The organism is Pseudomonas sp. B707, assembly GCF_022496685.1.
Lineage (GTDB): Bacteria > Pseudomonadota > Gammaproteobacteria > Pseudomonadales > Pseudomonadaceae > Aquipseudomonas > Aquipseudomonas paraglycinae.
Genome location: NZ_WTVE01000017.1, coordinates 125397 through 150918 on the forward strand (window position 1 = coordinate 125397; position 25522 = coordinate 150918).

Consider the following 25522-nt stretch of genomic DNA (forward strand, 5'->3'; position numbering starts at 1 on the left):
CCCTCTCAACGGTTTTGGTCAGGGTTCCATTGGGCATAACGCTGGCCGCGCAGGAACTGCCACAAGCCGATGCTCATGCCCGCCAGTGTCACCAGCAGGAATGCCGCAAGGCGGAACGGCTTGGGCAAGCGGTGTTGTGAATCCAGCAGGCCGGCAATCGCGATGGCGTAGCCGATCAATTGCGCGATCAGGCTCAGGCGATAGAAATCGTGGTCTTCCCACAGCCAGAAATTGCTCAGCAGCAGCGGCAGCAACAGGATCGGCGCCAGGCGACGGATCAACTTGTGGCTGATCAACGCAATCGAATACAGCCCATGCTTCAACGGATTGAGCAGTGCACTGCGTTGCGCCAGACTTTGCAGGCCGCCGACGGTGACCCGCTGGCGCCGGCGGAATTGCTTGTCCGCTTCGTCCACGCCGTGGTCGATCACTTGCGCTTCGGGCACGTAGACGATGCGTTTGAATTTCACTGGCGCGCAGGTGCTGATGAAAAAATCGTCGTTGACCTCGGCCGGCACGTTCTCGAACAGTTCGCGGCGCAGGGCCAGCAGGGCGCCGTCGGCGGAGACCATGCAGCCGGTACGGTTCTCGACCCGGCGCAACCAGCCCTCGTAGTGTCGATAAAGGCTGTCGCCAATGCTCAGTCCGCCACCGGTGACCGGGATCACCATGTGCCCGGCGCAGGCGCCGACCTGCGGATCGCTCAGCGGCGCCAGCAGGTAGCCGAGGGTTTCCCGCGACCATTGGTTGTCAGCGTCGGTGAATACCAGAATGTCGCCCGTAGCCAGCGCCGTACCTGCATTCAACGTGGCGGCCTTGCCCTGGCGGGGCAGGTCGAGCACGGTGATTCGCGGGTCGACGACCTTGTGCGCGCAGGCCACGGTGTCGTCGGTGGAACCGTCGCTGGCCAGGATGATTTGCAGAGTCGCCGGCTGATAATCCTGGGACAGCAGCGAGCGCAGCTTGTGTTCGATGTGCCGCGCCTCGTTGTGGGCGGCGATCACGATGCTGACGTTCAGCGGCGGGGCCGGGCTGTGGCGCCATGCCGGGAATAGCGGCGCCAGCAGCGTCAGCAGCAGCGGGTAGCCGACATAGGCGTAGGCCGGCAGCAGCAGGCACATCCAGAAAATGAATTCAGCCACGGGCAGGCCTCCTGGCGTTCCAATGACACAGACTGAGAATGAACGCCGCGCCCGCCAAGTGCAGGCGCACCCAGTGCAGACCCCACAGTTGCAGGGTCAGGCAGACGTTGTGGTGCTTGGCGCTCTGGCGCACGCTGAGCACCAGCCCCGGTACCAGCGTGAGCATCACCATGATCACGGCGTGATGGGGAAAGCCGTCGAGCAGCGCGGATATCGCCAGGAAATCCAGAATCCAGACGAAGATCGACAGCATCGGGAACCGCAAAAGGCGCAGGCTGAAACCATGGCTGCGCAGTAGTTGCAGATGACTGCCCTGGCGCCACAGTTCCTTGCCCATCCACTCGCGCCAGTTCATTTCGTAACCCCAGTGCAGCGCGACATTTTCATTGATCGACAGCAGTCGGGCGCCGTGCTCGCGCAGGCGCAAGGTGAACTCCTTGTCCTCGCCGGTGCGCAGGGTTTCGTTGAAACCGCCGATCTTGTCGAACCAGCGCCGACGCATCAGCAGGTTGGCACTGGGCAGCCAGTCGACGACATGGCTGGTGTGAGTGGTCGGGCGCAAGGTCCGGCGCTGCCACGCGGTGGCGTACCACGGCGCGGCGGCGGGGGTGTGCAGGTCGAGACCGAAGACATCAGCCTGGCCACTGGCTTCGATGTCGAACAATGGGTGCAACCAGTCTTCCGGCATCTCGATATCGGCATCGATGAACGCCAGCCATTCCCCGGTGGCGATGGCGGTCCCACGATTGCGCAACGCGCCGATCAGCAGGCCTGGCATCACCAGCACGTGGGCGCCGAACTGACGGGCGATCTGCGGACCTTCGTCACTCGAACCGTTGTCGACCACGATCAGCTCACATTCGACATCCGCCGCGTGCGCCGCTTTTTGCGCGGCCAGCAAGGTGCGGCCAATGTGCCGGGCCTCGTTGTACATCGGAATGACGATACTGATCCGGCTCATGTCCTGCTCTCCGTCAGCGGTGCCTGCTCGGCTTTGAGGCGCAAGACGCTGGTCATGGCGAGCATGATCCATACGTATTTCTGATTCGGCGCGCTGAGGAACATCAGGAACAGCGTCAGCGAAAGAAAACTCACCCCCAGATGGGTCATCAGATCCGCCTGTTGCCAGTCACGCCGTAACATCCACGCCGTGCGTGCCCGCGCCAGGTTGTACAGGCCCAGCCCAAGCATGCCGACGAACATCAAACCGGCGGGAACCCCCAGTTCACTGAAGATTTCCAGGTAGGTGTTGTGCGCCCGGCGGTACAGGTCGCCGATCTTGCGGTTGGCGGAAAACGCCTTGGCGTAGCCGGTGGTGGCGTAGTGCAGCGGGAAGGTGCCGGGGCCGGAGCCGAGCAACGGGTTCTCGCGGATCATCTGGCTGCCGACCACGATGTACGAGGCGCGGCGGCCAAGGGACTCGTCGTTGTGCCCCTTGGCCCCGGCGCTCAACACGCTGAGGGACTGGATGCGCGCGATGTAGCCGGCAGGCATCGCGTAGATCGCCAGCGGAATCACGATCGCTGCGCCGAGCATGGCAAAGCCCAGATGACGCGGGCGAATCCGCGCCAGTTGCGCGCGGTAGTGCCAGCAACCAATCACCAGACTCAAGGCCAGCACCACCAGCCCGGAGCGCGATTCGGTCTTGGTCATGCCGCCGAGCAACAGCAGGCAGCAACCGCCCCAGAACAGCCGATGCAACAGGTTCGGGCTGCGGATCACCAGCAGCAGCGCCAGCGGAATGGCAAACGCAATCAGCAGGGCGAAGGCGTTGGGGTCTTCGAGCAGGCCGGCGGCGCGGCCCTGATCCTGGAATTTGGTGGAGAACATGGCCATGGCGCAGGTGGTGCTGACGGCCAGGGTCACCAGTCGGGCAAACAGGTCGAGGTTCAGCTCGCGGCCGATCAGCAGGGTGATGACAAACAGAATCAGGCCGACGCTGATTTCCCGCAGGTGGCCGAGCGACATGCCCATGTCGTCAGTGTTGAGCAGGCTCAGAAAGTACAGGGTCATGAAGGCGATCAGAAAACGCCAGATATTGCTGCGCAGTCGATCCGAGGGAATCTGGTGCATCGCCAGTTGCAGCATCAGGATCACCGCCAGCGACGCGCCGATCAGTTTGCTGCCCGACAGGGAACTGTCCTTGAAGAAACCCTCGAACGGCACCAGGGCGACGATGCCGAGCAGGCCCCAGGTCGGTTTGCGGTACAACACCGCGAACCCCACCAGACCGAGCACTGCGCCTGGCGCCAGGTAGGGCCAGGGGCTGGCCAGCAGAGCGATGCAGGCCAGCCCCAACAGACTGACGATCGAGAGCGGGAAAATCATGCGCGTGCCTCCCGTGCCGTGCGGATGTACAGCTGCGACCAGCGTTCGGCCAGGGCCTTGAGGTCGTAGCGATCCTGTTGCGTGCGTTTTGCGTTGTCGCGCAGTTGCCGTGCCAGTCCGGGCTCTGACAGCAAGGTGTCGAGCTGGCGGGCGAGGGCGGCGCTGTCGGTGGGGGCCGCAAGCAAACCGTTGTGACGGTTCTCCAGCACGTCGGGAATCCCGCCGACGCCGAATGCCACCACCGGCACCCCGGCCTGCATCGCTTCCAGCAGAATCATCGGCGTGCCTTCGGTGCGCGAGCTGATCACAAGCGCATCGAGTTGCTGCCACCAGGGGCGCATGTCGGTCTGGTAACCCGGCAAGCGGATGCGCTGTTGCAAACCGGCGGAGTCGATTCGCGCCTGCAAGTCTTCGCGCTCCGGGCCGTCGCCGAGCATCACCGCGTCGAGTTGCGGGTGCTGGTGACACAGCGGGATCAGCGCGTCGAGAAACAGATCCGGGCCTTTCTCACTGCTCAAACGCCCGACGTAACCGGCGAGCCAGCGTTGTCTTGGCGCATCGGAAAGCAGCGCGGCGGCTGCCGGCAATCCGTTGGGAATCACCTGCAATTTCTCCGCACGCACGCTGGCTTGACGGTGCAACACCGCGATGCTTTCGGCGACACACACCACCCGATCCACCGACGCCGTGCGGCACAGTTGCAGGCTCAGCCAGGTGTAGAACTTCTGCTTGCGGCTGCGCGGGGTAAAGCCGTGTTGAGTGATCACCAGCGGCAGGCGCAACAGCGTGGCGCCGACCCAGCCGAACAACAGGCCTTTGAAATTGTGGGTATTGATCAACGGACGTTCACCGCGCCGCTGACCCAAGTGCCGCAGCAGGGCACCGAGCCCTGCGCAGCCTTGTGCATCGACGCCGGCCTCGCGAAAGCGCGCGATCAATTCCGGCGGCGCATCGAGGAACAGCACCTGGTGCTGCCCCGGCGTCGCCAGGCAATGATCGAGCAACATCCGCTCGGCCCCGTAGAAGCCACCGCTGCTGAGCAAATGCATGATCGGCAGGGCGGCGTTCGGGGTAGAGGACGTGTTCAATTGCGCACCCAGTGCACGAAGCTCGGCACGGTCCAGTTCTTGTGCGGGTTGCTCGGTTGCGCGTTCTGGTCGTTGATCACCAGCAGCACCGGCAGGCCCAGCTCGTGGCTGATTTGCGCCGGATGTTTGAAGCGGTGATCGAAGAACTCACGCACGTAGACCAGTGCAATCGCCAGCAACAGACCGGTGAACAGCCCGAACGGAATGATCAGCATCGGCTTGGGAAACGCCGGTTCGGTCGGTTCGAACGGTGGGCTCAAGACCCGGGCGTTGGACAGGTCGTCGCTCAGCGAACGGGTGGTGCTACTTTCGGCAAAACGCTGGGCGTAGGTCGAGAACGCGGCGTGCAGCGCGTCGATCTCGGTGTCCATCTGCCGCAGTTTGCTCTGGGTTTGCTGCAACTCGTGGATGCGGTTCTTGAACTCGGCGATGCGCGCGGTTTTCTGATCGATCACCTGCTGGACCACCGCCAGATCATTGGTGCGTTCCTGGATACGGTTGCTCACCACCTTGAGGAACTGCTGGCGAGTGCGGGCAATCTGCTCGCGGGTCAGCAACATCGGTTCACTGCCCGGCTGGAACACCGCCAGATCATTCATGTAACGGCTGACCTGGGTGGTCAGTTGCTCGCCCATCTGTTTGATTTCCCGATCCTCGAACGCCACGTTGTCGACCGTGGTGGTGAAGGTGTAGGGGAAGGTGTAGTCGTTGAGTTTGCTGTTACTGGCGGCAGCCAGCGCGGTCTTCAGGTACTCGAGCCAGCGCTGGCTTTGCAGCAGGCGGTCGCGATACAGGTTCAGCGCCTGCTCTTCGGTGTTGATCGCGTTGAGGCGGAAGGTGATTTCCTCCTTCGGATCCGACGCGCCGACACTTTCAAGTAATGCCTGGCGATTGCCTTCCAGTCCATCAAGGCGCACCTGATACAGATGCTTCTTGGTTTCGTAGAAGGACTGCGGCAGGTCGATCGACTGCAGCGCCTGACGGCTCACCAGATAGTTTTGCAGCAGGGCAGAGACGAAGGTCGTGCCTTGATGCGGATCGGGGAAGCTGTAGACGATCGAGATCACGTTGGAGCCAGGCAGGGTTTCGATTTTCAGGCTATCTATCGCGTCCTGGGTCAGCGCGTCGAGCGCGGTGTCGCGCACCGGATCGGTCTCAAGCCCCAGGGTGTTGCGCACGGGGTTGATCACGTACTGGCGCAGCGGCGAACTGATGTAGCGCTTGAACGGTTCGCCCACCAGTTTGCTGAACATGCCGGGCGAAGGGGTGTATTCGCCCTTGTCGCGCAGTTCGCTGATGGTCTGACGGATCAGCGCCGGCGAGCGCAGGATGTTGCTCTCGGTTTCCATGTCCGCCAGCGATGGCGGGATGAAGGTGGCGTTGTCCACGGTCAGCGACGTGGTGGCGTCGCCCTGTGAAAGTTTTTTCGACTGCACGATTACCTGAGCGGTGATATCGAAGCTCTGTTTGAGCAGCAGCGGCAGCACCAGCGCGATCACTGCAAAGACCAGGAAGACCCGTTTCACCAATTGCTTGTTGGCGAAGAAGATCCTGAAGAACTCATGCAGGTAGTTTTCCTTTGGATTCATGGTCGGTCACCTGAGAGTCAGTTGTTGTTGCTGTCTTTGTTGTCGACGCGGTAGCCGAAGCTGAAGCCCACGCCCTGGAACAGCACCACGTCGGCCAGTTGCCGGGCGAGTTCGCCGGCGCTGGCCAGTTTGGTTTTCGGCACGTACAGCATGTCGTCCGGTTGCAGGTAGGCGATTTGCGGCGCCTCGCCCGACAACGCTTTCTCGACGTCGTAACGCACGGCCTGCACCTGATTGCCGTTGCGGCGCATGATCACCACCGAATCGAGCCGCGCCTTGACGTTGGTGCCGCGCGCCAGGGTCAGCGCCTCCAGCACCGACACCGGCCGGCGGATCGGGTAGGAACCCGGCTGGCCGACTTCACCCAGCACATAGATTTCGTTGCCTGCGGTGGACTTGAGCAGCACGTCCACGGTCATGCGGCCCGGCAGTTGTGCGTACTTTTTGTTGAGGAAGGCTTCGAGCTGGTTGACGGTCATGCCTTGCAGCGGCACCGCGCCGATTTCCGGGAAGCTCGCGTAGCCGTCGGTGCCGACGGTGATCTCGCGGCTCATGCCGGTGGCCGGGTGGTTGAGGGCGCTTTTCAGGTTCTGCTCGTTGGTCAGCGGGCTGATGATCTGCACCGTCAACTGATTGCGGTTGGGCTGGAACAACTGTTTGCGTTGATAGGCGCGCTGGATTTCCTGGCGCGCTTCTTCGCTGGTCAGCCCGGCGATTTTCACCGACGTGTTGGCGCCCGGCAGTTCGATGGTGCCGTCCGGCAGTACCAACTGGTTGCCATTGAGCTGGCTGGCGGCGGTGAAGTTCAGGCCGATCTGGTCACCCGACTGCACGCGGTAAGCGTCCGAGCCGCTGGTGCTGATGTGGAAGATCACGTCCAGCACATCCTGCGGGCGCAGGGTCTGCTCGATCTTCGGCATGTCGGTGGCCTGGGAGTTGGCCGGGGTGGCGGTGAGAATGTTCACCGGCATGTTCTGGGTTTCGGAGGTGCTCGAGCAGCCTGCAAGCGGCAGCATCAGCAGCACAAGAATCCTGGCGTTCATGGCGTCATCCTTTGCGGTTGCTTACAGGTTTTTGTAGAGCCATTTAGGCATGTAGTACTTGCGCCGGTTGAACACGCTGCCGACCACTTTGGCCCCGGCCTGGGTCAAGCGCTGCACTGCCGCCTGGGCGACTTCCCAGCGGGTGTCTTCGGCGCGTACCACGAACACCACGCCGTCGACCTGGGTGCTGATGACCAACGTGTCGGCGGCCGAATACACCGCGTCGCCATCGATCACCACAAAGCGGTACTGAGCGCCCAGTTGATCCAGCAGCGGGCTCAGGCGCTCGGCAGTCAGGTGTTCAGTAGTGCGGATCGGCCGGCCATTGGGCAGCACATGAAACGGCAGGCTCGACACCTGCACCACGCAGTCCTGCAGCAGCGGCGGGTTGTCCGGGTTGAACAGCAGGTCGCGCAGGCCGCGCTCCTTGCTCAGGTTCAGTTGCAGGGTCAGGTTGCTCGCCGACTGGCTGGCGTCGACGTACAGCACCTGGCCGCTGCTCATCTGCGCCAGTTGACTGGCCAGCGCCAGGGCGCTGGTGGTGGTGCCGGCGCCGGGGTTGGCGGCGGTCAGAAACAGGATCCGCAGATCCAGGTCCAGCACGGTCGAAGTCAGGTTCGACTCGCTGGGGCTGGCAATGCTCAGGCTTTTGTTGGTTGAACCGTCCATTAGCTTGCTCCGTGGCCGCTGAATACTTTGAAGGGGGTTTTCAACAGAATCTTCAGATCAAGCAGAAGGCTCTGCTCGGCGATATAGCTGAGGTCCAACTCAACGCGCTGGTCGAAGTCGATGTTGCTGCGTCCTGAGATCTGCCACAGGCCGGTCATGCCGGGGTAGATCGCCAGACGGGCGAGGTGACTGTCCTTGTAGCGGTAGGCGTTGAACGAGGTCGGGCGAGGGCCGACCAGGCGCATGTCGCCGGTCACTACGTTGATCAGGTTGGGCAGCTCGTCGAGGCTGGTACGCCGCAGGAAGCCACCGATCCCGGTGATGCGCGGATCCTGGTCGATCTTGAAGTCGATGGCGTCGGCACCGTGCTTGTTCAGGTGACGCAGCGACTCCTTGAGCTCTTCGGCGTTGGCGACCATGGTCCGGAACTTGTACATACCGAACTTGCGCCCGCGATAACCGGTGCGTTTCTGCACGAACATCACCGGGCCCTTGCTGGTGAATTTGATGGCCAGCGCCAGACCGATCAGCAGCGGCGAAATCATCAGCAGAATCGTCAGCGCACCGAGGCAGGCGACCACCCGATTGGTGCGCGACAGTTGCCACGGCCGACCGCCCTCGCGACCGGTCATCCAGCCCTGGCCCTGGCGGTGGATTGCCGCGTCCAGGCGCATTCGCTGTTCCGGATCCATGCGTTTGTCACGCACCAGTTGTTGGATCGGTACACCTTTCTCAAGTCCAGTCATGGAGTCCTCCGCTGATGTTCAGCCGCGAACGGTGCGTGGGCGATAGGCAGTGGGGTAGTAATCGCGGAACCAGGCGATGAACCGCCCCAGTCCCTCATCCAGCTCTATCCGGGGCTGAAACCCGGTGGCCTGGGCCAGGTCGCTGGCCTCGGCGCAGGTATTGAGTACGTCGCCCGGCTGCAGCGGCAGCAGCTCGACCACGGCTTTCTGACCGAGGTGTTTTTCCAGCAGGGCGAGGTAGGTTTTCAGCGCCACCGGGTGCTGGCCGCCGATGTTGAACAAGCGCCACGGCGCCATGCTGCTGGCCGGGTCGGGTTGTTCGCGGTTCCACTCGGGATTGGCCCGGGGCGCCCGCTCGATCAGGCGCGCGATGCTTTCGATGATGTCGTCGATGTAGGTGAAATCGCGCTGATGCTCGCCGTAGTTGAACAGCTTCAGTGGCGAGCCTTCGCTGATCGCCTTGGCGAACTGGATCGGCGACATGTCCGGCCGGCCCCACGGTCCGTAGACCGTGAAAAAGCGCAGCCCGGTGCAAGGGATGCCGAACAGGTGGCTGTAGCTGTGGGCCATCAATTCATTGGCTTTCTTGGTCGCGGCGTACAGTGACAGCGGGTGATTGACGCCGTCCTGCACCGAGTAGGGCGTGCGCTGGTTGGCGCCGTACACCGAACTGGACGAGGCGTAAATCAGGTGCTCGACCGGGTGCCGGCGGCAGCACTCCAGAATGTTCAGGAAACCGTCGAGGTTGCTGTCCAGATAGGCCCGTGGATTCTCCAGCGAATAGCGCACCCCGGCCTGCGCGGCGAGATGGACCACGACTTGCGGCCGCTCGCTCGCGAACAATGCTTCCAGCGCCGCAGCATCTGCCAGATCAACCGTAGCGAGCTGGACATCGCCAATTTGCCCGCGCACCCAGTCCACCCGATCGTGCTTGAGCTGCGGGTCGTAGTAGCTGTTGAAGTTATCCAGGCCGATCACCTGATGCCCGTCGCGCACCAGCCGCAGCACGCCATGAGCACCAATGAACCCGGCCGCACCGGTGACGAGGATTTTCATGGCCGCAACCCGTCAGGCGCGATGTGGCGCAGACCGATGCCGCTGTAGTGCAGGCCGGCGGCTGCCACTTGTTCCGGGTTGTAGAGATTGCGTCCGTCGATGATGACTTTCGAGCGCAGCTTGCTGGCCAGCAGCTCGAAATCCACCACGCGGAAATTCTTCCACTCGGTGCAGATCACCAGTGCGTCGGCGTCTTCCAGGGTGTCGTCGCGGGTGGCGCACAGGTGCAGGTCATTGCGGTATCCGTAAATGCGCCGGCATTCGGACATCGCTTCCGGATCATAGGCCTGCACGCTGGCGCCTTCGGCCCACAGCGCCTCCATCAGGTAACGACTCGGGGCTTCACGCATGTCATCGGTGTTCGGCTTGAACGCCAAACCCCAGATCGCGATCGACTTGCCGGCCAGGCCTTGAGGGAATTGCGCCCTGAGTTTGCTGAACAGAATGTGCCGTTGCGCGTCATTGACGTCGGTGACGCTGCGCAGCAGTTTCAATGGCATGCCGTTGTGTTCGGCGGTGTGCAGCAGGGCGCGCAGGTCCTTGGGAAAGCACGAGCCACCGAAGCCGCAGCCCGGGTAGATGAAGTGATAGCCGATGCGCGGGTCGGAGCCGATGCCCTTGCGCACCGCTTCGATGTCGGCGCCGAGCAGTTCGGTGAGGTTGGCCAGCTCGTTCATGAAGCTGATGCGGGTGGCGAGCATGGCGTTGGCTGCGTACTTGGTCAGCTCGGCGCTGCGGTTGTCCATGAACATCAGTTTTTCGTGGTTGCGGCAGAACGGCGCGTACAGCTCGCTCATCTGCTCGCGGGCCAGGTCATCGTGGGTGCCGACGATGATCCGGTCCGGCCGCATGCAGTCGGCGAGGGCGCTGCCTTCCTTGAGAAATTCGGGGTTGGACACCACCCGCACTGCCAGAGCGCTTTTGCCACGCCGTTGCAGTTCTTCTTCAGCGGTGTGCAGCACCTGATCCGCCGTGCCGACCGGCACTGTGGATTTGATGATCAACGTGCGATCGTCTTCCATGAAGCTGGCGATCTGCCGCGCCACGTTGAGCACATGGCTGAGGTCGGCGGAGCCGTCTTCGTCGGCCGGCGTGCCCACGGCGATGAAGATCAGTGCGGCATGTTCCACCGCATCGCTGGCCTGGGTGCTGAATAATAAACGCCCGGCCTTGATGTTTTCTTCCAAAGTTGCCGAAAGACCCGGTTCGCTAATAGGCGGTACCGCCTGTTGCAGTTGTTTAATCTTGTTCGGGTCAATATCGACGCACAATACGCGATGTCCGACATCGGCAAGTGCGGCTGCTTGTATCAGGCCAACATAGCCCGTACCAAATACGCTCACGTCCATATTGGCGTGCCTCGTAAGACGGTGATGGAAGATCGAAAATGGAACTGTCAAAAGGGGTATAGCGCAGCGTGGGAAAAGCGTGTCAGCAAAATGACATGTTGCAAGGGTATAACACCCCCATTTTTGGGGGCGAAAGGCCATCAAGTGCTTGCTGTAGATGGATTTGTCCCGTTCTTGACGTGTTCGAAGAAATCGATAAACGGTCGTAGGCCACGAATTTCAAGGGTTTTAACGACTTGGGTGTGTCAGATTTGAGTCAACGTTTTTTTGACGCTTTTTGATTATGTCCGACATTTCTTGCGCTTTAATGGCCCGGTGCTAGTGTCAGATTTTGACCGACAAACCCTTGACAACCTCTCGTCGGACGCGCCCCGGAATCGCCATGTTTCGATATCTGAAAGAACTGCTTTTAATTATTTATCTGTTGCTTTATTTCGAATATTACCTTGACCGATTAAATGCGATGGGTATTGGTCTGGCAGTACTTCTTTTTGGCGCGATGTTTTTGACGCTGACTTTCGCATTATTACTAACAGCCTATATACGTCAGACTTTCATTCGGCATTTGTTCGCATTAACCCTGTTTATTTCGGCGGTGTTTTTCGATGTTTATACGAGGGTGACCGCCGATTACCTGACCTACAGCAGTTTCGTCTCGCTGGTGTATTCCGGCGGCTTCATTCAGGAAGCGGCGTATCAGTACCGGGGGGCGATCATCCACGGACTGCTCAACGGCTTGCTGCTGTTGTTCGGAATCGGTCTCAAGCCTCGGCACGCGATCCCGGTACCCAATGCCTTGCGGATCGCTGCGCCGCTCTGCGGTGTGTTGCTGCTCAGCGCCGTGTTGTTCGTGCGCGCCGGCGAGGGTGCACGCGGGTTGCCGATCATGTACACGCCGCTGGCCTATCTGAATTTGTTCGGCTACGAAGCGCTGCACAACACCGTCGGCCCGCGTGAGCCGGTGACCCTGGCGCGCAATGGCCCGGCGGTCGGTCACGACATCGTGCTAATCATCGACGAGAGCATTTCCGGCAATTACCTGGACATCAACGCGCCATTCGGTGTGCACAGCAACCTCAAGCAGGCCCGTCCGGGCGTGCAGATCTTCAATTACGGTTACGCGGCGTCCATCGCCAATTGCAGCGCCGACACCAACATCACCCTGCGCTACGGCGGCACCCGCGCCGACTACATGCGGATCAACAGCACGCTGCCGTCAATCTGGCAATACGCCAAAAAGGCCGGCATGCGCACGGTCTACATCGACGCTCAGCGCACCGGCGGCAACCTGCAGAACCTGATGAACGATGCCGAGAAAAAGGACATCGACGAATTCGTGCAATTCGACCAGACCAGCGTGCGCGACCGCGACATGGCCGCCGCCGCCAAGCTGATCGAACTGCTCAACGACGATAAACCGGAGCTGGTGCTGATCAACAAGGTCGGCGCGCATTTTCCGGTGCACGACAAATACCCGGACGCCTTCATGGCCTACCGCCCGACCTTGCCGCGCGGACAGTTCACGGAAGTCGCCGACACCGGCGAGCGCACCGGCTTCAACGGCCAGCCGGATGACTGGGTGCTGTATCGCAACGCCTACAAGAACACCGTGCTGTGGAATGTCGGCGAGTTCTTCTCGCGGGTGTTTGCCCAGGCCAATCTGAACAACGCGCTGCTGATCTACACCTCGGATCACGGCCAGGATTTGCACGAGCGCGGTAATCCGGGACTGAACACCCACTGCGGCGGCGACCCGGTGGAGGAAGAGGGCCTGGTGCCGCTGGTGGTGATTCAGGGCGATCAGTTGCAGACGCTCGACTGGTCGGCGCAACTGGTGGCGAACAAGGATCGTTCCAGTCACTACAACATCTTCCCGACCCTGTTGCAGTTGATGGGCTACGACCTGCCGGGAATCGAAGCGGTGTACGGCAAACCGCTGAGCGTGGCGACGGCGGATGAATTCACCTTCAACTACCGCTTCAACGCGCGGCTGGGAGCCAAACCCGAGTGGAAACACATCGACCTGAACAGCATCGTCACGCCGGGTGAAGCGCCGACGAGTGTGGCGGTGGGGCAGTAACGCGTCGGTATCCGCTATCCTTGGCCGACACGGATCGATCGGATGGCGGCATGCTCCAGGTTCAAAACGTCTTCAAAAGCTACCTCACCCCGCAAGGCCCGTTGCCGGTGCTGCAAGGCATCGACCTGACGCTCAGGCCCGGCAGCAGCCTGGCGCTGATGGGCGAGTCGGGCAGCGGCAAGAGCACGCTGCTGCATCTGATTGCCGGGCTCGACAAAGTCGACAGCGGCAGCATCAGCAGCGGCGAACATCGGCTGGACCGCATGAACGAGGCGCAACTGGCCAACTGGCGGCGCACCGAAATCGGTCTGGTGTTCCAGCAGTACAACCTGATCGGCAGCCTGCGGATCGAAGACAATCTGGCGTTTCAGGCGCGCCTGGCCGGGCGGCATGATCCGCGCTGGCAGCGGCATCTGGTACAGCGTCTGGGGCTGAGCGAATTGCTCAAGCGCTATCCCGAACAACTCTCCGGCGGCCAGCAACAGCGGGTTGCGCTCGGTCGGGCGCTGGCCGCGCAACCGAAACTGCTGCTGGCCGACGAGCCCACCGGCAGCCTCGACGAAGCCACTAGCGACGAAGTGCTGCGACTGTTGCTGGAATTGCTCGACGACACTCCGACCACCTTGCTGATGGTCACCCACAGTCAGCGCGTGGCGGCGCGGCTGGCGGAGCGCGTGGTGCTGTCCAGCGGTCGGTTGACGTGAAGGTTTTCCGTCACGCGCTGATGGCGCTGCTCAGTCACTGGCGGCGCCATCCGGTGCAGTTTTTCAGCGTGCTGACCGGGTTGTGGCTGGCCACCAGTCTGTTGACCGGGGTCGAAGCGCTCAACAGTCAGGCGCGGGACAGTTACGCCCGGGCCAGCCAGTTGATTGGCGGCGAACCCCAGGCCAGCCTCAGCACGCCGAACGGCGCGACGTTCCCGCAACAATGGTTCGTCGACCTGCGGCGCCTGGGCTGGCCGGTGTCGCTGGTGCTGCAAGGGCGCCTGATTCTTAAAAATCACGAAAACCAGCGCCTGCAATTGATGGGTATCGAACCGGTGTCGTTGCCCGGCGACAGCGCGGTAGCCGGACAGGCGATGCCGATCGAGCGCATCGTCGAGTTCTTCAGCCCGCCGGGCAGCACCTGGATTTCTCCCGAAACCTTGCGGGCGCTGAAACTCGCCGAGGGCGCGACGCCAACCACCGAATCCGGCCAGACGCTGCCGCCGCTGCGGGCGCAAACCGACATGGCCCCCGGCGTGCTGTTGGTGGACATTGGCGTCGCTCAGCGCGTGCTCGAACAACCCGAGCAACTGTCACGCCTGCTGCTGCCAAAGGATTTTCACGCTGACATCCCGGCCGCGTTCAAAGGTCAGTTGCAGCTCAAGAGCAGTGGTGAGGAAAACAACCTTGCGCGACTGACCGAAAGCTTCCACCTCAACCTCGATGCGCTCGGGTTTCTCTCGTTCATCGTTGGATTGTTCATTGTTCACGCGGCCATCGGTCTGGCGCTGGAACAGCGCCGGGGATTGCTGCGCACCTTGAGAGCCTGCGGAGTCAGCGCGCGGATGCTGATCGCTTGCCTGATCGTCGAACTCGGCGCGCTGGCGTTGATCGGCGGATTGTTCGGCGTAGTCAGCGGTTATTGGCTGGCGAGCGTGCTGTTGCCGGATGTCGCCGCCAGCCTGCGCGGTCTGTACGGCGCGGAAGTGGCGGGGCAGTTGCGTCTGAGTCCGTGGTGGTGGTTCAGCGGCATCGGCTTGAGTCTGCTCGGTGCGTTACTGGCCGGGGCCAATAGCCTGCTGCGGGCGGCGCGTCTGCCGTTGCTGGCGGTGGCGGATCCGCAGGCCTGGCATCAGCAACATGCGCGCTGGTTGCGGCGTCAGGGTTGGGTCGCGGGTATCTGTGCAGTTATCGCGCTGGCGGCGCTGGTGTGGGGCAACAGCCTGGCTAGCGGTTTTGTGTTGATGGCGGGGCTGTTGCTCGGCGCCGCACTGGCGTTGCCGGTGTTGCTCAGCGCGCTGCTCAACGGTTTGCTCGGGCGCAGCCGCTCGGTGCTCGGGCAGTGGTTTCTCGCCGATTGCCGCCAGCAATTGCCGGCGCTGAGCCTGGCGTTGATGGCGCTGCTGCTGGCGATGGCGGCGAACATCGGTGCCGGCAGCATGACCGCCGGTTTCCGCCAGACCTTCAACGACTGGCTCGAACAACGGCTCACCGCCGAGCTCTATCTGAACCCGAGCAACCCGGCTCAGGCGCGAGAGCTGTCCACCTGGCTCAAACAGCAACCGAGCGTCACCGCGATCATGCCCAACTGGCAGGTTTCGGTGACGCTGCAAGGCTGGCCAGCGGACGTGTTCGGGATCATCGATCATCCGCACTATCGCCAGCACTGGCCGTTGCTCGAATCTCGAGGAGACGACCCGTGGGCGGCGCTGGCCAAGGACGATGCGGTGATGCTCAGCGAACAACTGGCGCGGCGCTTGAAAGTGACGCCGGGCGATCACCTGTCGATTCCCACGCCGGGCGGGTCGTGGTCGCCGCGCATCGTCGGGATCTACGCTGACTACGGCAATCCCAAGGGCCATGTGCTGGTCAACAGCAATCACCTGTTGCGCGGCTGGCCACAGCTGACGCCAAACCGCTTCAACCTGCGCATCGACCCGCCGAACATCCCGGCGTTGCTCACGGCCTTGCAGGCACGCTTCCAGCTTGATGACAGCCGGATCGTCGATCAGGCGCGGCTCAAGGGCTGGTCGGTGCAAGTCTTCGAACGCACCTTCGCCGCGACCGCCGCGCTGAATAGCCTGACGCTTGCCGTCGCCGGCGTGGCGCTGTTCATCAGCCTGCTGACCCAGAGTCAGAGCCGTCTCGGCCAGCTCGCACCGTTGTGGGCCCTGGGCGTGACGCGACGGCAATTGATGCTGCTCAACCTCGGGCAAACGTGGCTGTTGGCGCTGCTGACGCTGGTGCTGGCCTTGCCGTTGGGTATCGGCCTGGCGTGGTGTCTGGACGCGGTGATCAACGTGCAGGCCTTTGGCTGGCGTCTGCCGCTGCGGGTGTTTCCATGGCAGTTGCTGCAACTGATGGGGCTGGCGCTGCTGGCGACCTTGCTGGCCTCGGCGTGGCCGCTGTATTCGCTGTACCGCACGCAACCGGCGGACTTGTTGAGGACGTTTGCCCATGAGGACTAGGTTTGCGCTGGCGTTTCTGGCGTTATTGCTTGGTGGATGCGACAACCCGGCAACGGAGCAGAAGGGTTTCGCCGGCATGGGCGCTCAGGCGCAGGCGTTTACGCCGGTGGTGCCGGGGCGGGTGTTCAGCTTCCCGGCGGATCACGGCGCCCATGACGGTTTTCGTATCGAATGGTGGTACGTGACGGCCAATCTCAAGGATGCGCAGGGCGACGATTTCGGCGTGCAGTGGACGTTGTTTCGCAGCGCTCTGAACGCCTCGCCGCCGCAGCCGGGCTGGGCCAATCAGACGATCTGGCTCGGGCATGCGGCGGTCACCTCGGCCAGCGTCCACCATGCCGCCGAGCGTTACGCCCGTGGCGGCGTGGGGCAGGCCGGCGTGCGTGCAGCGCCGTTCGAGGCGTGGATCGACGACTGGCGTTTCGTCAGTCAGGCGAGCGATCCGCTGGCCGACCTGCAACTCAGCGCCCGGGACAAGAACTTCAGCTACCAGCTGCGCCTGACCTCCAGCCGCCCGCTGGTGTTGCAAGGCGACAAGGGCTTCAGCCCGAAATCCGAACAGGGCCAGGCGTCGTATTACTACAGCCAGCCGTTTTTCCAGGCCAGCGGCACCCTGCAGATCGACGGCCAGACCTATACCGTCAACGGCCCGGCCTGGCTCGACCGCGAATGGAGCAGCCAGCCGCTGACCGCCAACCAGACAGGGTGGGACTGGTTCTCCCTGCATCTGGACGGCGGCGAACACGTCATGCTGTACCGCATGCGCCAGAAGGAAGGGGCGCCGTACCTGACCGGCACGTGGATTGCCGCCGATGGCCAGACCGAAACCCTGCACGCGGAGCAGATCAAGCTGACCCCGCAGGACACTGCGAAGGTCGCCGGCCGTTCGATGCCGGTGCGCTGGTCGATCGACATTCCGGAAAAAAAACTGCAGATCACCCTTGATGCAATCAACCCCGACGCCTGGATGAACCTGCGCATTCCGTATTGGGAAGGGCCGGTGCGCCTGAGCGGCAACCGGGGTGGGCAGGGTTATCTGGAGATGACCGGGTATTGATTCCACGCGCCGTGCCGCGAAGGAATCGATTGGAACTCTGTCCAGGATGCCCCCTCTACCGAGGAACATGGCCGAGGATCCGATCCATGAGCGAGGAACTGAAATCTCCAGACCTGACGACCTGGCAGCAAATGTTTGACGATCAGACGTACTGGCAACAATCCCCGGATGCCCATTACTTCGATCTGCAGCGCATCGCTGACGATTTGCTCGGCCAAGGTGCCATCGATCTTGAGCAGTGGCAGATCCTCAGAGCCAAGGCCGATGACCTGCACAAGGACTCACCCGCCGTAAACGTTGCGCGGGAACTCGATGACCCGGAAGCCTGAGGAGGTACGACATGAAGACTGTTCCTGATAGCGAGCACCCCGACGAACCTCGTCCGCCGGGTGAAACCGAGCGCGACAACGACGCACTGCGTCCCACCGATCCCAAACAGCGGCAGAGCTCCGGTAAAGGCACCCCCAGTGGCGAGTCCACGGCGCAGGACACTGCGCAACGATCGCGGAACAAACCCTGAAGCGCGTCTATGCTCACTGGCACATCCGTCGCTGACCACGTTGGCGCCGGGTGTTGCCATCCATCACAGGGAAAGTACCGCTTATGAAGCTCCAAGCACTGACGCACGCGATTGCACTTGCCACTGTCCTTTCTACTGCCAGCTTTTCGGCGGTGGCCGCCGATATACCGCTTTCGGCCGCTGTCGAGGCCGACCGGGTCACCACCAAAGTGCTGGCGGTTGACCCGGCCAATCATCAAGTGGTCCTGGAAGGCGCGGAAGGTCGCCAGGTGCACATTCAGCTCAGCGACAAGGCGAAAAACCTCGGTAATTTGAAAGTGGGCGATCTGGTACAGATCGAAGTGACCCGCTCTGTGGCCGCTTATCTGGACACCGACGTGGATAAAGGTCTGCCAGGCTCTACCGAGCGCACCGGTGAACTGCGCAACGCCGTGGGCAGCAGCAACCCCGGTGGCGAGGCCTTCCGCCAGGTTCAGGTGCAACTGAAAATCACCAAAATTGATTTGGCGACAAACCAGGTCACCCTGGAAAACCCTTCGGGCCAGTCGAAAACCCTCAACGTCGAAAAGCCTGAGATTCAGGCCAAACTGAAAGATTTGAAAGTCGGGCAAAGCGTCGTGGTCACTTACACCGATGTATTAAAAGTGACCAGTCAGCATGAAAGTTGAGTATTGACTCTACAGAATGGCTGTTCTTGTACAAGTAATTGTATGAGAACAGTCATATGAAGTATTCGAGGTGGTGATGTCAGAAAGTTTGTCGGGAAAAATCGGTAAGCAATGTCCTTTAACTTTTCAGTACATAAATTTCATCTTCAATTAGCACGACATATCCGCCAACTTCCATTAAAATCCCTCCCGTTCGCCCAGTGTCAGGGCTCTTTACCGGTGCATGGATTGCCAGGCCATTACACTGGGCGAACACCTCCTCGGAGTGGAAGCCAAAGAATTCAGATGCAGAAAGGGCGACTTTGAAGTCGCCCTTTTTTATTGTCTTACGATTTGGCGGGTCGCATGCGCTGTTGTAACTGAAGGCGCTTGAGCGTTTCCTGATACATGGTGGTGCGGCGGTGCTGTTTGCCGTATCCACCGATCGCGGCCACGGTGCCGGCCTGAATGTGATCGAGGTAGCGGAAAATCGTCCGCGGCGAGAGGCATTTGATGCCGTAGCCAAGGTTGCTTAAACGATCCTGCAGCGTGTATCCCGGGACCCGGTCGTCCATCGAAAAATGCAGCCCGTGAGCCTTGATCAGCCGTGCATTCCACAAGGTGCAGAAGCTTTTCAGGTGAGTTTCCCGGTAGGGTTTTGGATCCCGGGACGGCAACCCGAAATGCTGTTTTGCCCGGCGGAAATAGTGTTTGAAATAACGAGAAGACAAACGCCAGGTGTCTCTAAGGACGCCGCGATCCAATTGTTCGACGCAACCGACCGCCGCGGTATCCAAAGATTGCATGCACTCATTCATCATCATCGAAAAGACAGTACTGTCAAAAACGAAAGTGTCGGTGTGCAGCAAAAACAGGTAATCGGTTTCAACTTTCGCAAGTGCCAGATCAAGTGCCTTGCCATGAGCAATATGCCCCGCTTCCTTGCCGGGTGAAGGGCGCTCGATCAAGTTGATCCAGTCCAGAGACCGCAAGTAAATCAGGCTTTCATCGGCGGAATCGTTGTCCACCACCCACACCGGAATTTGATTCTCCTTGACGTACTGCTGGAGAAACTCCAGGCACATCCGGGTTATTTCCGGCGTCTTGTAATTGACCAATACAAGGCTGAAGGCGGGCAGTTGTTTTGAGGTGGAATCGATCGCACTCATGGTCCGGGCTCACTTCAAGTTGAAGGGTTCTGCTGACGGCAATCAGCACACAGAACCGCTGCTTTGTGGCCCGGATGGTAGGGACGCAACCTTAGTTCAAGCTTAATTGCTAAGCGCCCGGGCCGGGCGACTTGTTACGGCTTGCGACACCGGCGAGGCGCTTGGCGATCAAGCGCGGTTCCACGGTAAGATGCGCCGCCCTTTCAAGTTCAAGGAAGACAACGGCCCGCGCCGTTCGCCAAGGATGAAACCACTTTCCCTCTACCACCCGGCCCTTTACTGGCTGCGCGTGTGGCAAAAAAGACTGTTCCGCCACATCGCCTGGCATTGCTCGAGCAAACGCTACGCGCGGCCTGCCACGACGTTCGAGCGCCTGCCTTACCGCTACCTCAAACACACCTCAAAACTGATCCGCAAACTCGGCGACTCCAACCTCGCGCTGCAACACAACAAAGTCATCAACCTCAAACTCGCCGTCGCCGCCATCGACGGCGTCACCATCGCCCCCGGCGAATATTTCTCCTTCTGCCGCCTCGTCGGCCGCCCGACCCGCCAACGCGGCTATGTCGAAGGCATGGAACTCTCATTCGGCGAAGCTCGCACCGGCATCGGCGGCGGCATCTGCCAACTCAGCAACCTCATCCACTGGATGGCTATTCACTCACCGCTGGTCGTCATCGAACGCGCCAACCACAGCTTCGACCCCTTCCCGGACGACGGCCGCGTCCTGCCATTCGGCTCCGGCGCGGCGATTTTCTACAACTACATCGACCTGGTACTGCACAACCCGACGGATCGCAGCTTTCAGCTGAAGTTGAAGGTCGGGGAGACGCAGTTGGAGGGGGAATTGTTGTGTGATCGGGAGCGGGCTTATCGGTATCACGTGTTTGAAGTGGGGCATCGGTTTGTGCGGGAGGGGGAGCGGGTGTATCGGGAGAATGAGATTTGGCGGGAGGTGAGGGAGAAGGGGCAGGTGGGGGCGTTGGTGGAGAGGGAGCGGTTGTATGGGAATCGGGTGGTGGTTAAGTATGAGGTTTTGGAGGGGATGATTGAGGGGGGATAGCGGTGATGTTGTTTTGGTCAGTTGGTTTATTCCATATGTCGGAAGCGTTTATCGATACTAGCTTTCCAGACTTTTCGATATGTTCTCTAGCGCTATTTTGAACTCTTCCCAGTTTTTTGCTTTTTCACAATTAGTCGGATTTTGCCAGTCTTGATTGCGGATTAGAGAGATAACAAAGGAGCCGCGAGTGCTGAATTCTGGATACCATCCGATATCGAGTACTTGCCCGCATGGGAGGATCGATTGGACAAAAGGGGGGCAGATGTATTTTAAATTTTAATCAGCAAAAAATAGATCTGTCCCCTTTGGATTAGAAGAATAAATAAGTTTTCTCTGGTTATAGGCCTCGTTGGTGAACTCAGTTGCGAAAGTAGAGCTCGTCGATCTGCCGTCGTCGAATCGATAAATACTCTTCCCAGATTTTCGGAAAGTCTTCGTCGCGGGTAAGGGGGAAGGTCAGGTAAATGTGTTTACCACTAACGCTAATATACTGCCTCGTCCGTTTGAATGCGGGTTGCTCGTGAACTGATACACTCTCATCATAACCATCGTGGCGCTGCTGGATGCTGATCCGGTGCGGAGCAATCATTCCTCGTGAAAAGTCGATGACCCAACTGCTGTCCACAGCAGTGGTGAGGTAACCGTACACGCCATTGTCGGATAAGCGAATACACGATCTAGCGTGTACGCCCTCATCATCGTTTACCAGTACGATTTGGTCGTTGAAATAATCGATGCGGCTTTGATTAGGACCTGTTAGCAGAAGACCCCAACCCTCTGCTCCCATATGGAATTCACCTGTATTGTTAAATTCTGCAATCCAGTCATTCGGTAGGATGATTTTGTGTCTGCTCATATTGAGTATTTAGTTGCTTTAGTGGGTTCAAAAAAAGGGGAATTTGTTTCTTCAAATGAAAATGAATCTGTCTTTTTAGTTATTTGGTTCTATGAAGGATGGATTTGTTAACTTTGGTTGTGTTAGAGGTTGGTGATGTTGTCTGGGCCTCCACTGTTGATAAGTATATTGATCCGACGATTGAAGAGTTCAAGCTCTTCAGGAATGTTGTGGGTCGTAACTGCTTTTTTGAGAAAGGATATTGTTGCCGAGATTGTTTGTTTATCATTGTTGTCAGCGTCTCGGATCAGATCGAATCCATCCTTCGAAAGATGGGGGTGCTTGGTTCTTAAGTAGTAATAGCAGCCGATGTTCTCAAGAAGGTCGTGTGCATCGGCTATCGTAAGTTCTACAGTGCTTAGATACGAGCTAAATGCGTTTTTCAGTACATATGTGGAGTTATTCAGTGATTTTAAAAATACGCTCGAATCCTGCCAGTTTCTGATATGTAGCTGAGTTCCCCAGTCGGGGTCTCTCGTGAAATACTCTCCTTTGCCCCTAAAATAATCTGGAAACTCGTGTTTGCTTAGCGCAATTTCAAAGTTGCTCGTCATTGTGCGTACTTAGTTTTTCATATGAAAAGGGGGAAGATTTATTTTTGCTAAAGAAAATAAATCTATTCCCTTTGGATTAGGTTTGTCGCTACTCTTTGTATGTGAATGTGCCTCTGAAAGTGATTTCTTTGCCTCGGATTACGCGGGCTGGTGGATTGCCTTGAAAAGTGAAGTCGTATATTGCAATAAGAGTGTCTATCGTTTGATTGGTAGGCTGAATATTCTTTGATTTTATGTCTGAGGATATATCGGAGTCGTAAGAAAAGCCTTTAATTGCGCTCTCGAGAGAGTCGGTGTTTTCGACTTTGTCGGCTTCGATAAAATCATTATCTATAAAGCCAAGTGAAAACGCATTTGTGAACTCGCATCCAAGCGAGTCTCCATCTTCTGAATATGCCGGCAACATTATTTCCTGGAGTGTTGACGGCTCCCAACCAGTTTTTGCAGTCCAGATTGAGACTGTTTTTGTTTCTACCATTTTTTGTGCCTTAATTTTTGAGACCTGAAGGAAGGGAGTCAACGCCACCGTCTAGTCTTCTGCCAGCCCATTCATTGAGTCCTTGGCGGAACTCGCCATAATCTTTCGAATTGTCAATTACTTTAAGTATTTCATTGTGTGCTTTTGTAGACCCTTTGCCTCCATGATGACCAGTAGGGTTTACAAATTTCACGTCACTAATTGCGATCCGTAGCTCATATATCTGTTCAGCACTCACGCCCCAGCGCTTGAATGTGTCAGCTCTCGAAACCATGAAAGTTAAAAGGGGACATAGTTAAAAGGGGACAGATTTATTTTCTTTAGCGAAAAATAAATCTGCCCCCTTTGATTCCTTGATTTAGTTCTATTTAAAGTTGCGCGCTGCTGGCTTTTTTTAGAAGGTTTTCAAGTTCTGGATAGGATTCGAGTTCTTCGTGGTTTAGAGAGTTAATAATAGCTTGTATTTTTTTTGCGTATTTATTCTCGATTGGGACTTCACTCCAGTCCAGTTCTGAGGCAGAGACTATTAATACTTCGGTAAATGGAGAGTCCAAAAGTTTCTTTAGAATTTCAATTGCCTGGGTGGAGCGATTCTCTCCAAGTGCCGCAGCACTTCGCTCCTGCCAATACTCTTCCCTTGATAGGATCGTGTCATTAAGCCGGTTCCAGTCTTCAGCGCTGAATTTTCCTAGAACTCCTTTGGCTACCTGCTCTGTAATGTATTCATTCCAGTTAGAATCCTCGCTTTGTCCCAGCCAGTAGTTGTATTCATCGAAGGCCTTGCTGTCCATGATTTGTCTCAATTCAAATAGGAGGCGACATAGGTGAGTCGCCAGCTGGGAAGGAGGATGTGATAACGCCGTCGTCTTTGAGTACTTGCCACTGCACGCCGTCAACTGTTTTTGTATGCAAAGTTGTGGTGACACCATCAACTTCTCGCATGAAAACACCAGGTGTTGCTGCTACCTCGTCGGTCACCCAAAGTATCTTTTCGTTGCTCCAGGTTTTAGGTGCGAGTGTATGCTTTCCACCTTTTTTGGCGGACATGCCAGTAGTGCCGTCTTTTCGTTCAAGAATCATTTTGAAGTCTTCGACTTTTATCGTACCGTCCGGATTTGTCAGCAAAACGTTCATTTGGTGGTCGGGAGATGTCAGTACCTCAGAGGAGTGGCCTCCAATTGGTTTGTTACTATTTGGACTGCGAGTGCCGAACAGTATTTTGTTCTGCATCTGTGCTGGAATTGGGCCAGTGTATGGACGATTGTACGGGTCCGGTGGAGCTTTTCCTTCGTCATGTTCAGATTTTTGAGAGTCGTCTGACTTTTAGGAGCGATAAGGGGACAGATTTATTTTCTTCAGCTAATAATAAATCTGAGAATCATCTGGCCGGCCTCCCCACCTCACGGAGGTGGCGCAAAATTCAAGGTGCGAACTTAGTCTTTTGCGTAGGAGGCCGTGATGAAATTCTGTGGCATAGACCTGCATTCGAACAACAGTGTTGTGGTGGTTACCGACGAAACGGATCGAGTACTGGTCAGTCGACGTTGCCCCAACCAGCTAACGCCAATCCTTTCGCTGCTCGAGCCTCACCGTGCTGAATTGGTTGGCGTCGTGGTTGAGTCCACCTACAACTGGTATTGGTTGGTCGATGGCCTCAAGGCAGCGGGCTTTGAGGTGAAGCTGGCCCATCCCGTGGCGATGAAACGCTACGACGGTTTGAAGCATTCTGACGACAAGGATGATGCGACTTTCCTGGCTCATTTGCTGCGACTCGGGATTTTACCGACCGGATATATCCATCCGCCGCAAGAACGTGCGCTGCGAGATTTGGCACGCAAACGTATTCAACTGGTACGCAGCCGGACTCAGCACATTCTGTCCGTCGAGAACATCATGGCGCGCCAGTTTGGCCAGCGGTTGAGCTGCAATGAAGTCAAAGGGCTGTCAGCCACATCCGTCGACAGGCTGGGCCTGCCGACGGATGTGGCTCTGGCAATGAAAGCGAATGTCGCCATTGTTCAGGCATTGCAGATCCAGATTGATTTTCTTGAAGAGCGATTACTGCACGAAGCCTATTTGCGCCCGGAGTTTTCTTTGTTGAAAACGATGCCCGGAATTGGCGAAGTGCTGGCCACGGTCATCATGCTGGAAACCGGAAATATTGAGCGCTTTGCCGACGTAGGCCACTTCGCCTCTTACGCTCGCTGCGTAAAAAGTGCGCATTACTCCAACGGCAAAAAGAAAGGTGAAGGCAACGCCAAGAACGGCAACGCTTATTTGATCTGGGCTTATATCGAAGCGGCTAATTTCGCCCGGCGCTTCAGCGAGGATGCCAAACGCTTTTTCGAGAAGAAGAAAGCCAAGACCAATGCCGTGGTCGCTACCAAGGCACTGGCACACAAGCTGGCGCGAGCGAGTTATCACATCCTGAAGGAGAAACAGCCTTTTGATGCCAGACGCTGTTTCGCCTGAGGGACGAATGAGGTGATGGTTGGCCAACCAAAAAGGGACTGGGCTCGAACCACTAAATCTGAGTGGCGACCGACCATCACCGCCTGAGTGTGTTGTAACCGGGTCGTCTGCCAGGTGAGCCAGCTGGGACTGGACGTGTGTTTTGCACGAGCCACAGTTCTGTGACACGTTTTGGACGCATTGGCAGCACCAACGTTTCTCTGGGGCAGTTAACTGCCAGGGCGGTGCAGGTTGTATCGCTACCGCTTGATCCAAATGGGTGTCTGGCACGACTCGTTCGTAGCCAATGAAGAGGAAACGGGTTCGACGGGTTCAACCGATCAGGTTGAGTGGGAGAGCAAACCCTACAGTTGAAAACTGCAGGGCGCGGTGGCTTTTAACCTTGACTTGAGACCGGCTAATGGG

Annotated in this window: 25 protein-coding genes; 9 read left to right on the forward strand and 16 right to left on the reverse strand. The window is 58.6% G+C overall.

Annotated elements, in window-relative coordinates; all coding sequences use genetic code 11:
• Window positions 1-5: 5 nt before the first annotated feature.
• From GQX66_RS08705 to GQX66_RS08750, 10 genes are read right to left on the reverse strand one after another with little or no spacing between them, the layout of a single operon-like run.
• A complete protein-coding gene (locus tag GQX66_RS08705; protein WP_240868156.1) occupies window positions 6-1142 on the reverse strand; it encodes a glycosyltransferase in 1137 nt (378 codons plus the stop codon).
• Window positions 1135-2103 carry a glycosyltransferase gene (locus GQX66_RS08710; RefSeq protein WP_134020832.1) on the reverse strand — a complete coding sequence of 323 codons (969 nt, stop codon included), beginning with the start codon at window positions 2101-2103 and terminating at the stop codon, window positions 1135-1137. The genes GQX66_RS08705 and GQX66_RS08710 overlap by 8 nt, the downstream gene beginning before the upstream one ends.
• On the reverse strand, window positions 2100-3470 hold the full coding sequence (locus GQX66_RS08715; RefSeq protein ID WP_134020834.1) for an O-antigen ligase family protein: 1371 nt from the start codon (window positions 3468-3470) through the stop codon (window positions 2100-2102). The genes GQX66_RS08710 and GQX66_RS08715 overlap by 4 nt, the downstream gene beginning before the upstream one ends.
• Window positions 3467-4558 carry a glycosyltransferase family 4 protein gene (locus GQX66_RS08720; RefSeq protein WP_240868159.1) on the reverse strand — a complete coding sequence of 364 codons (1092 nt, stop codon included), beginning with the start codon at window positions 4556-4558 and terminating at the stop codon, window positions 3467-3469. Before GQX66_RS08720 ends, GQX66_RS08715 begins: the two co-directional genes overlap by 4 nt.
• Window positions 4555-6147, reverse strand: a complete 1593-nt coding sequence (locus GQX66_RS08725) for a Wzz/FepE/Etk N-terminal domain-containing protein (protein WP_085748436.1) — start codon at window positions 6145-6147, stop codon at window positions 4555-4557. The genes GQX66_RS08720 and GQX66_RS08725 overlap by 4 nt, the downstream gene beginning before the upstream one ends.
• A gap of 17 nt (window positions 6148-6164) precedes the next feature.
• The gene (locus GQX66_RS08730; RefSeq protein ID WP_085748435.1) at window positions 6165-7190 is read right to left on the reverse strand and encodes a polysaccharide biosynthesis/export family protein; all 1026 of its coding nucleotides are present in this window, start codon (window positions 7188-7190) and stop codon (window positions 6165-6167) included.
• A 21-nt stretch (window positions 7191-7211) separates the two neighbouring features.
• A complete protein-coding gene (locus tag GQX66_RS08735; RefSeq protein WP_240868169.1) occupies window positions 7212-7859 on the reverse strand; it encodes a CpsD/CapB family tyrosine-protein kinase in 648 nt (215 codons plus the stop codon).
• Window positions 7859-8605 (reverse strand): sugar transferase, encoded by a 747-nt coding sequence (locus tag GQX66_RS08740; protein WP_085748434.1) that lies wholly within the window; start codon window positions 8603-8605, stop codon window positions 7859-7861. The genes GQX66_RS08735 and GQX66_RS08740 overlap by 1 nt, the downstream gene beginning before the upstream one ends.
• An 18-nt stretch (window positions 8606-8623) precedes the next feature.
• On the reverse strand, window positions 8624-9661 hold the full coding sequence (locus GQX66_RS08745) for an NAD-dependent epimerase/dehydratase family protein (RefSeq protein WP_240868173.1): 1038 nt from the start codon (window positions 9659-9661) through the stop codon (window positions 8624-8626).
• Window positions 9658-11010, reverse strand: coding sequence for a UDP-glucose/GDP-mannose dehydrogenase family protein (locus GQX66_RS08750; RefSeq protein ID WP_085748432.1), 1353 nt, complete (start codon window positions 11008-11010; stop codon window positions 9658-9660). The genes GQX66_RS08745 and GQX66_RS08750 overlap by 4 nt, the downstream gene beginning before the upstream one ends.
• A 382-nt stretch (window positions 11011-11392) precedes the next feature.
• Here GQX66_RS08750 and GQX66_RS08755 point away from each other — a divergent pair, with 382 nt between their 5' ends.
• The 7 genes from GQX66_RS08755 to GQX66_RS08785 all read left to right on the forward strand — a co-directional run bounded on the left by GQX66_RS08755 (window position 11393) and on the right by GQX66_RS08785 (window position 18507).
• Complete coding sequence (locus GQX66_RS08755) at window positions 11393-13090, forward strand: sulfatase-like hydrolase/transferase (RefSeq protein WP_240868176.1); 1698 nt, start codon at window positions 11393-11395, stop codon at window positions 13088-13090.
• A 50-nt stretch (window positions 13091-13140) separates the two neighbouring features.
• Complete coding sequence (locus tag GQX66_RS08760; RefSeq protein ID WP_240868178.1) at window positions 13141-13794, forward strand: ABC transporter ATP-binding protein; 654 nt, start codon at window positions 13141-13143, stop codon at window positions 13792-13794.
• Window positions 13791-16262, forward strand: coding sequence for an ABC transporter permease (locus GQX66_RS08765; RefSeq protein ID WP_240868180.1), 2472 nt, complete (start codon window positions 13791-13793; stop codon window positions 16260-16262). The genes GQX66_RS08760 and GQX66_RS08765 overlap by 4 nt, the downstream gene beginning before the upstream one ends.
• Window positions 16252-17319 carry a lipocalin-like domain-containing protein gene (locus tag GQX66_RS08770; RefSeq protein ID WP_240868186.1) on the forward strand — a complete coding sequence of 356 codons (1068 nt, stop codon included), beginning with the start codon at window positions 16252-16254 and terminating at the stop codon, window positions 17317-17319. The genes GQX66_RS08765 and GQX66_RS08770 overlap by 11 nt, the downstream gene beginning before the upstream one ends.
• An 86-nt stretch (window positions 17320-17405) precedes the next feature.
• On the forward strand, window positions 17406-17648 hold the full coding sequence (locus GQX66_RS08775; RefSeq protein ID WP_007956199.1) for a hypothetical protein: 243 nt from the start codon (window positions 17406-17408) through the stop codon (window positions 17646-17648).
• A gap of 11 nt (window positions 17649-17659) precedes the next feature.
• A complete protein-coding gene (locus GQX66_RS08780) occupies window positions 17660-17839 on the forward strand; it encodes a hypothetical protein (protein WP_221535081.1) in 180 nt (59 codons plus the stop codon).
• Window positions 17840-17922: 83 nt separating this feature from the next.
• A complete protein-coding gene (locus GQX66_RS08785; RefSeq protein ID WP_102688552.1) occupies window positions 17923-18507 on the forward strand; it encodes a hypothetical protein in 585 nt (194 codons plus the stop codon).
• A 326-nt stretch (window positions 18508-18833) separates the two neighbouring features.
• Here the strand turns inward: GQX66_RS08785 and GQX66_RS08790 are convergent, their stop codons facing one another.
• Window positions 18834-19655, reverse strand: coding sequence for a glycosyltransferase (locus tag GQX66_RS08790; protein WP_085748424.1), 822 nt, complete (start codon window positions 19653-19655; stop codon window positions 18834-18836).
• Window positions 19656-19899: 244 nt separating this feature from the next.
• Between GQX66_RS08790 and GQX66_RS08795 the strand changes: the two genes are divergently transcribed.
• Window positions 19900-20718: a VanW family protein gene (locus tag GQX66_RS08795; RefSeq protein WP_240868225.1), complete on the forward strand. Its 819-nt coding sequence runs from the start codon at window positions 19900-19902 to the stop codon at window positions 20716-20718.
• Window positions 20719-21076: 358 nt separating this feature from the next.
• On the opposite strand, the gene GQX66_RS08800 is transcribed toward GQX66_RS08795, so the two are convergent.
• From GQX66_RS08800 to GQX66_RS08820, 5 genes are all read right to left on the reverse strand, one after another.
• Window positions 21077-21574, reverse strand: a complete 498-nt coding sequence (locus tag GQX66_RS08800) for a hypothetical protein (protein ID WP_129974319.1) — start codon at window positions 21572-21574, stop codon at window positions 21077-21079.
• 122 nt (window positions 21575-21696) lie between these two features.
• A complete protein-coding gene (locus GQX66_RS08805; protein ID WP_129974320.1) occupies window positions 21697-22167 on the reverse strand; it encodes a hypothetical protein in 471 nt (156 codons plus the stop codon).
• 88 nt (window positions 22168-22255) lie between these two features.
• Window positions 22256-22693, reverse strand: coding sequence for an immunity 22 family protein (locus GQX66_RS08810; RefSeq protein WP_240868189.1), 438 nt, complete (start codon window positions 22691-22693; stop codon window positions 22256-22258).
• A 320-nt stretch (window positions 22694-23013) separates the two neighbouring features.
• Window positions 23014-23436: a hypothetical protein gene (locus GQX66_RS08815; RefSeq protein ID WP_085748419.1), complete on the reverse strand. Its 423-nt coding sequence runs from the start codon at window positions 23434-23436 to the stop codon at window positions 23014-23016.
• A 13-nt stretch (window positions 23437-23449) separates the two neighbouring features.
• On the reverse strand, window positions 23450-23875 hold the full coding sequence (locus GQX66_RS08820) for an EndoU domain-containing protein (protein WP_240868204.1): 426 nt from the start codon (window positions 23873-23875) through the stop codon (window positions 23450-23452).
• Between the two features lie 228 nt (window positions 23876-24103).
• Between GQX66_RS08820 and GQX66_RS08825 the strand changes: the two genes are divergently transcribed.
• Entirely contained in the window at window positions 24104-25117 is a 1014-nt protein-coding gene (locus GQX66_RS08825) for an IS110 family transposase (RefSeq protein WP_240865414.1), read from the forward strand.
• The last annotated feature ends 405 nt before the right edge of the window (window positions 25118-25522 follow it).

Bases quoted from the DNA above. Each gene is read 5' to 3' on its own strand.
- GQX66_RS08825 (WP_240865414.1), top strand. From the start codon at position 24,104: ATGAAATTCTGTGGCATAGACCTGCATTCGAACAACAGTGTTGTGGTG.
- GQX66_RS08800 (WP_129974319.1), bottom strand. From the start codon at position 21,574: ATGAGCAGACACAAAATCATCCTACCGAATGACTGGATTGCAGAATTT.
- GQX66_RS08780 (WP_221535081.1), top strand. From the start codon at position 17,660: ATGAAGACTGTTCCTGATAGCGAGCACCCCGACGAACCTCGTCCGCCG.
- GQX66_RS08820 (WP_240868204.1), bottom strand. From the start codon at position 23,875: ATGCAGAACAAAATACTGTTCGGCACTCGCAGTCCAAATAGTAACAAA.
- GQX66_RS08710 (WP_134020832.1), bottom strand. From the start codon at position 2,103: ATGAGCCGGATCAGTATCGTCATTCCGATGTACAACGAGGCCCGGCAC.
- GQX66_RS08750 (WP_085748432.1), bottom strand. From the start codon at position 11,010: ATGGACGTGAGCGTATTTGGTACGGGCTATGTTGGCCTGATACAAGCA.
- GQX66_RS08760 (WP_240868178.1), top strand. From the start codon at position 13,141: ATGCTCCAGGTTCAAAACGTCTTCAAAAGCTACCTCACCCCGCAAGGC.
- GQX66_RS08745 (WP_240868173.1), bottom strand. From the start codon at position 9,661: ATGAAAATCCTCGTCACCGGTGCGGCCGGGTTCATTGGTGCTCATGGC.
- GQX66_RS08775 (WP_007956199.1), top strand. From the start codon at position 17,406: ATGAGCGAGGAACTGAAATCTCCAGACCTGACGACCTGGCAGCAAATG.
- GQX66_RS08795 (WP_240868225.1), top strand. From the start codon at position 19,900: ATGAAACCACTTTCCCTCTACCACCCGGCCCTTTACTGGCTGCGCGTG.
- GQX66_RS08815 (WP_085748419.1), bottom strand. From the start codon at position 23,436: ATGGACAGCAAGGCCTTCGATGAATACAACTACTGGCTGGGACAAAGC.
- GQX66_RS08755 (WP_240868176.1), top strand. From the start codon at position 11,393: ATGTTTCGATATCTGAAAGAACTGCTTTTAATTATTTATCTGTTGCTT.
- GQX66_RS08790 (WP_085748424.1), bottom strand. From the start codon at position 19,655: ATGAGTGCGATCGATTCCACCTCAAAACAACTGCCCGCCTTCAGCCTT.
- GQX66_RS08785 (WP_102688552.1), top strand. From the start codon at position 17,923: ATGAAGCTCCAAGCACTGACGCACGCGATTGCACTTGCCACTGTCCTT.
- GQX66_RS08725 (WP_085748436.1), bottom strand. From the start codon at position 6,147: ATGAATCCAAAGGAAAACTACCTGCATGAGTTCTTCAGGATCTTCTTC.
- GQX66_RS08770 (WP_240868186.1), top strand. From the start codon at position 16,252: ATGAGGACTAGGTTTGCGCTGGCGTTTCTGGCGTTATTGCTTGGTGGA.
- GQX66_RS08805 (WP_129974320.1), bottom strand. From the start codon at position 22,167: ATGACGAGCAACTTTGAAATTGCGCTAAGCAAACACGAGTTTCCAGAT.
- GQX66_RS08715 (WP_134020834.1), bottom strand. From the start codon at position 3,470: ATGATTTTCCCGCTCTCGATCGTCAGTCTGTTGGGGCTGGCCTGCATC.
- GQX66_RS08730 (WP_085748435.1), bottom strand. From the start codon at position 7,190: ATGAACGCCAGGATTCTTGTGCTGCTGATGCTGCCGCTTGCAGGCTGC.
- GQX66_RS08740 (WP_085748434.1), bottom strand. From the start codon at position 8,605: ATGACTGGACTTGAGAAAGGTGTACCGATCCAACAACTGGTGCGTGAC.
- GQX66_RS08735 (WP_240868169.1), bottom strand. From the start codon at position 7,859: ATGGACGGTTCAACCAACAAAAGCCTGAGCATTGCCAGCCCCAGCGAG.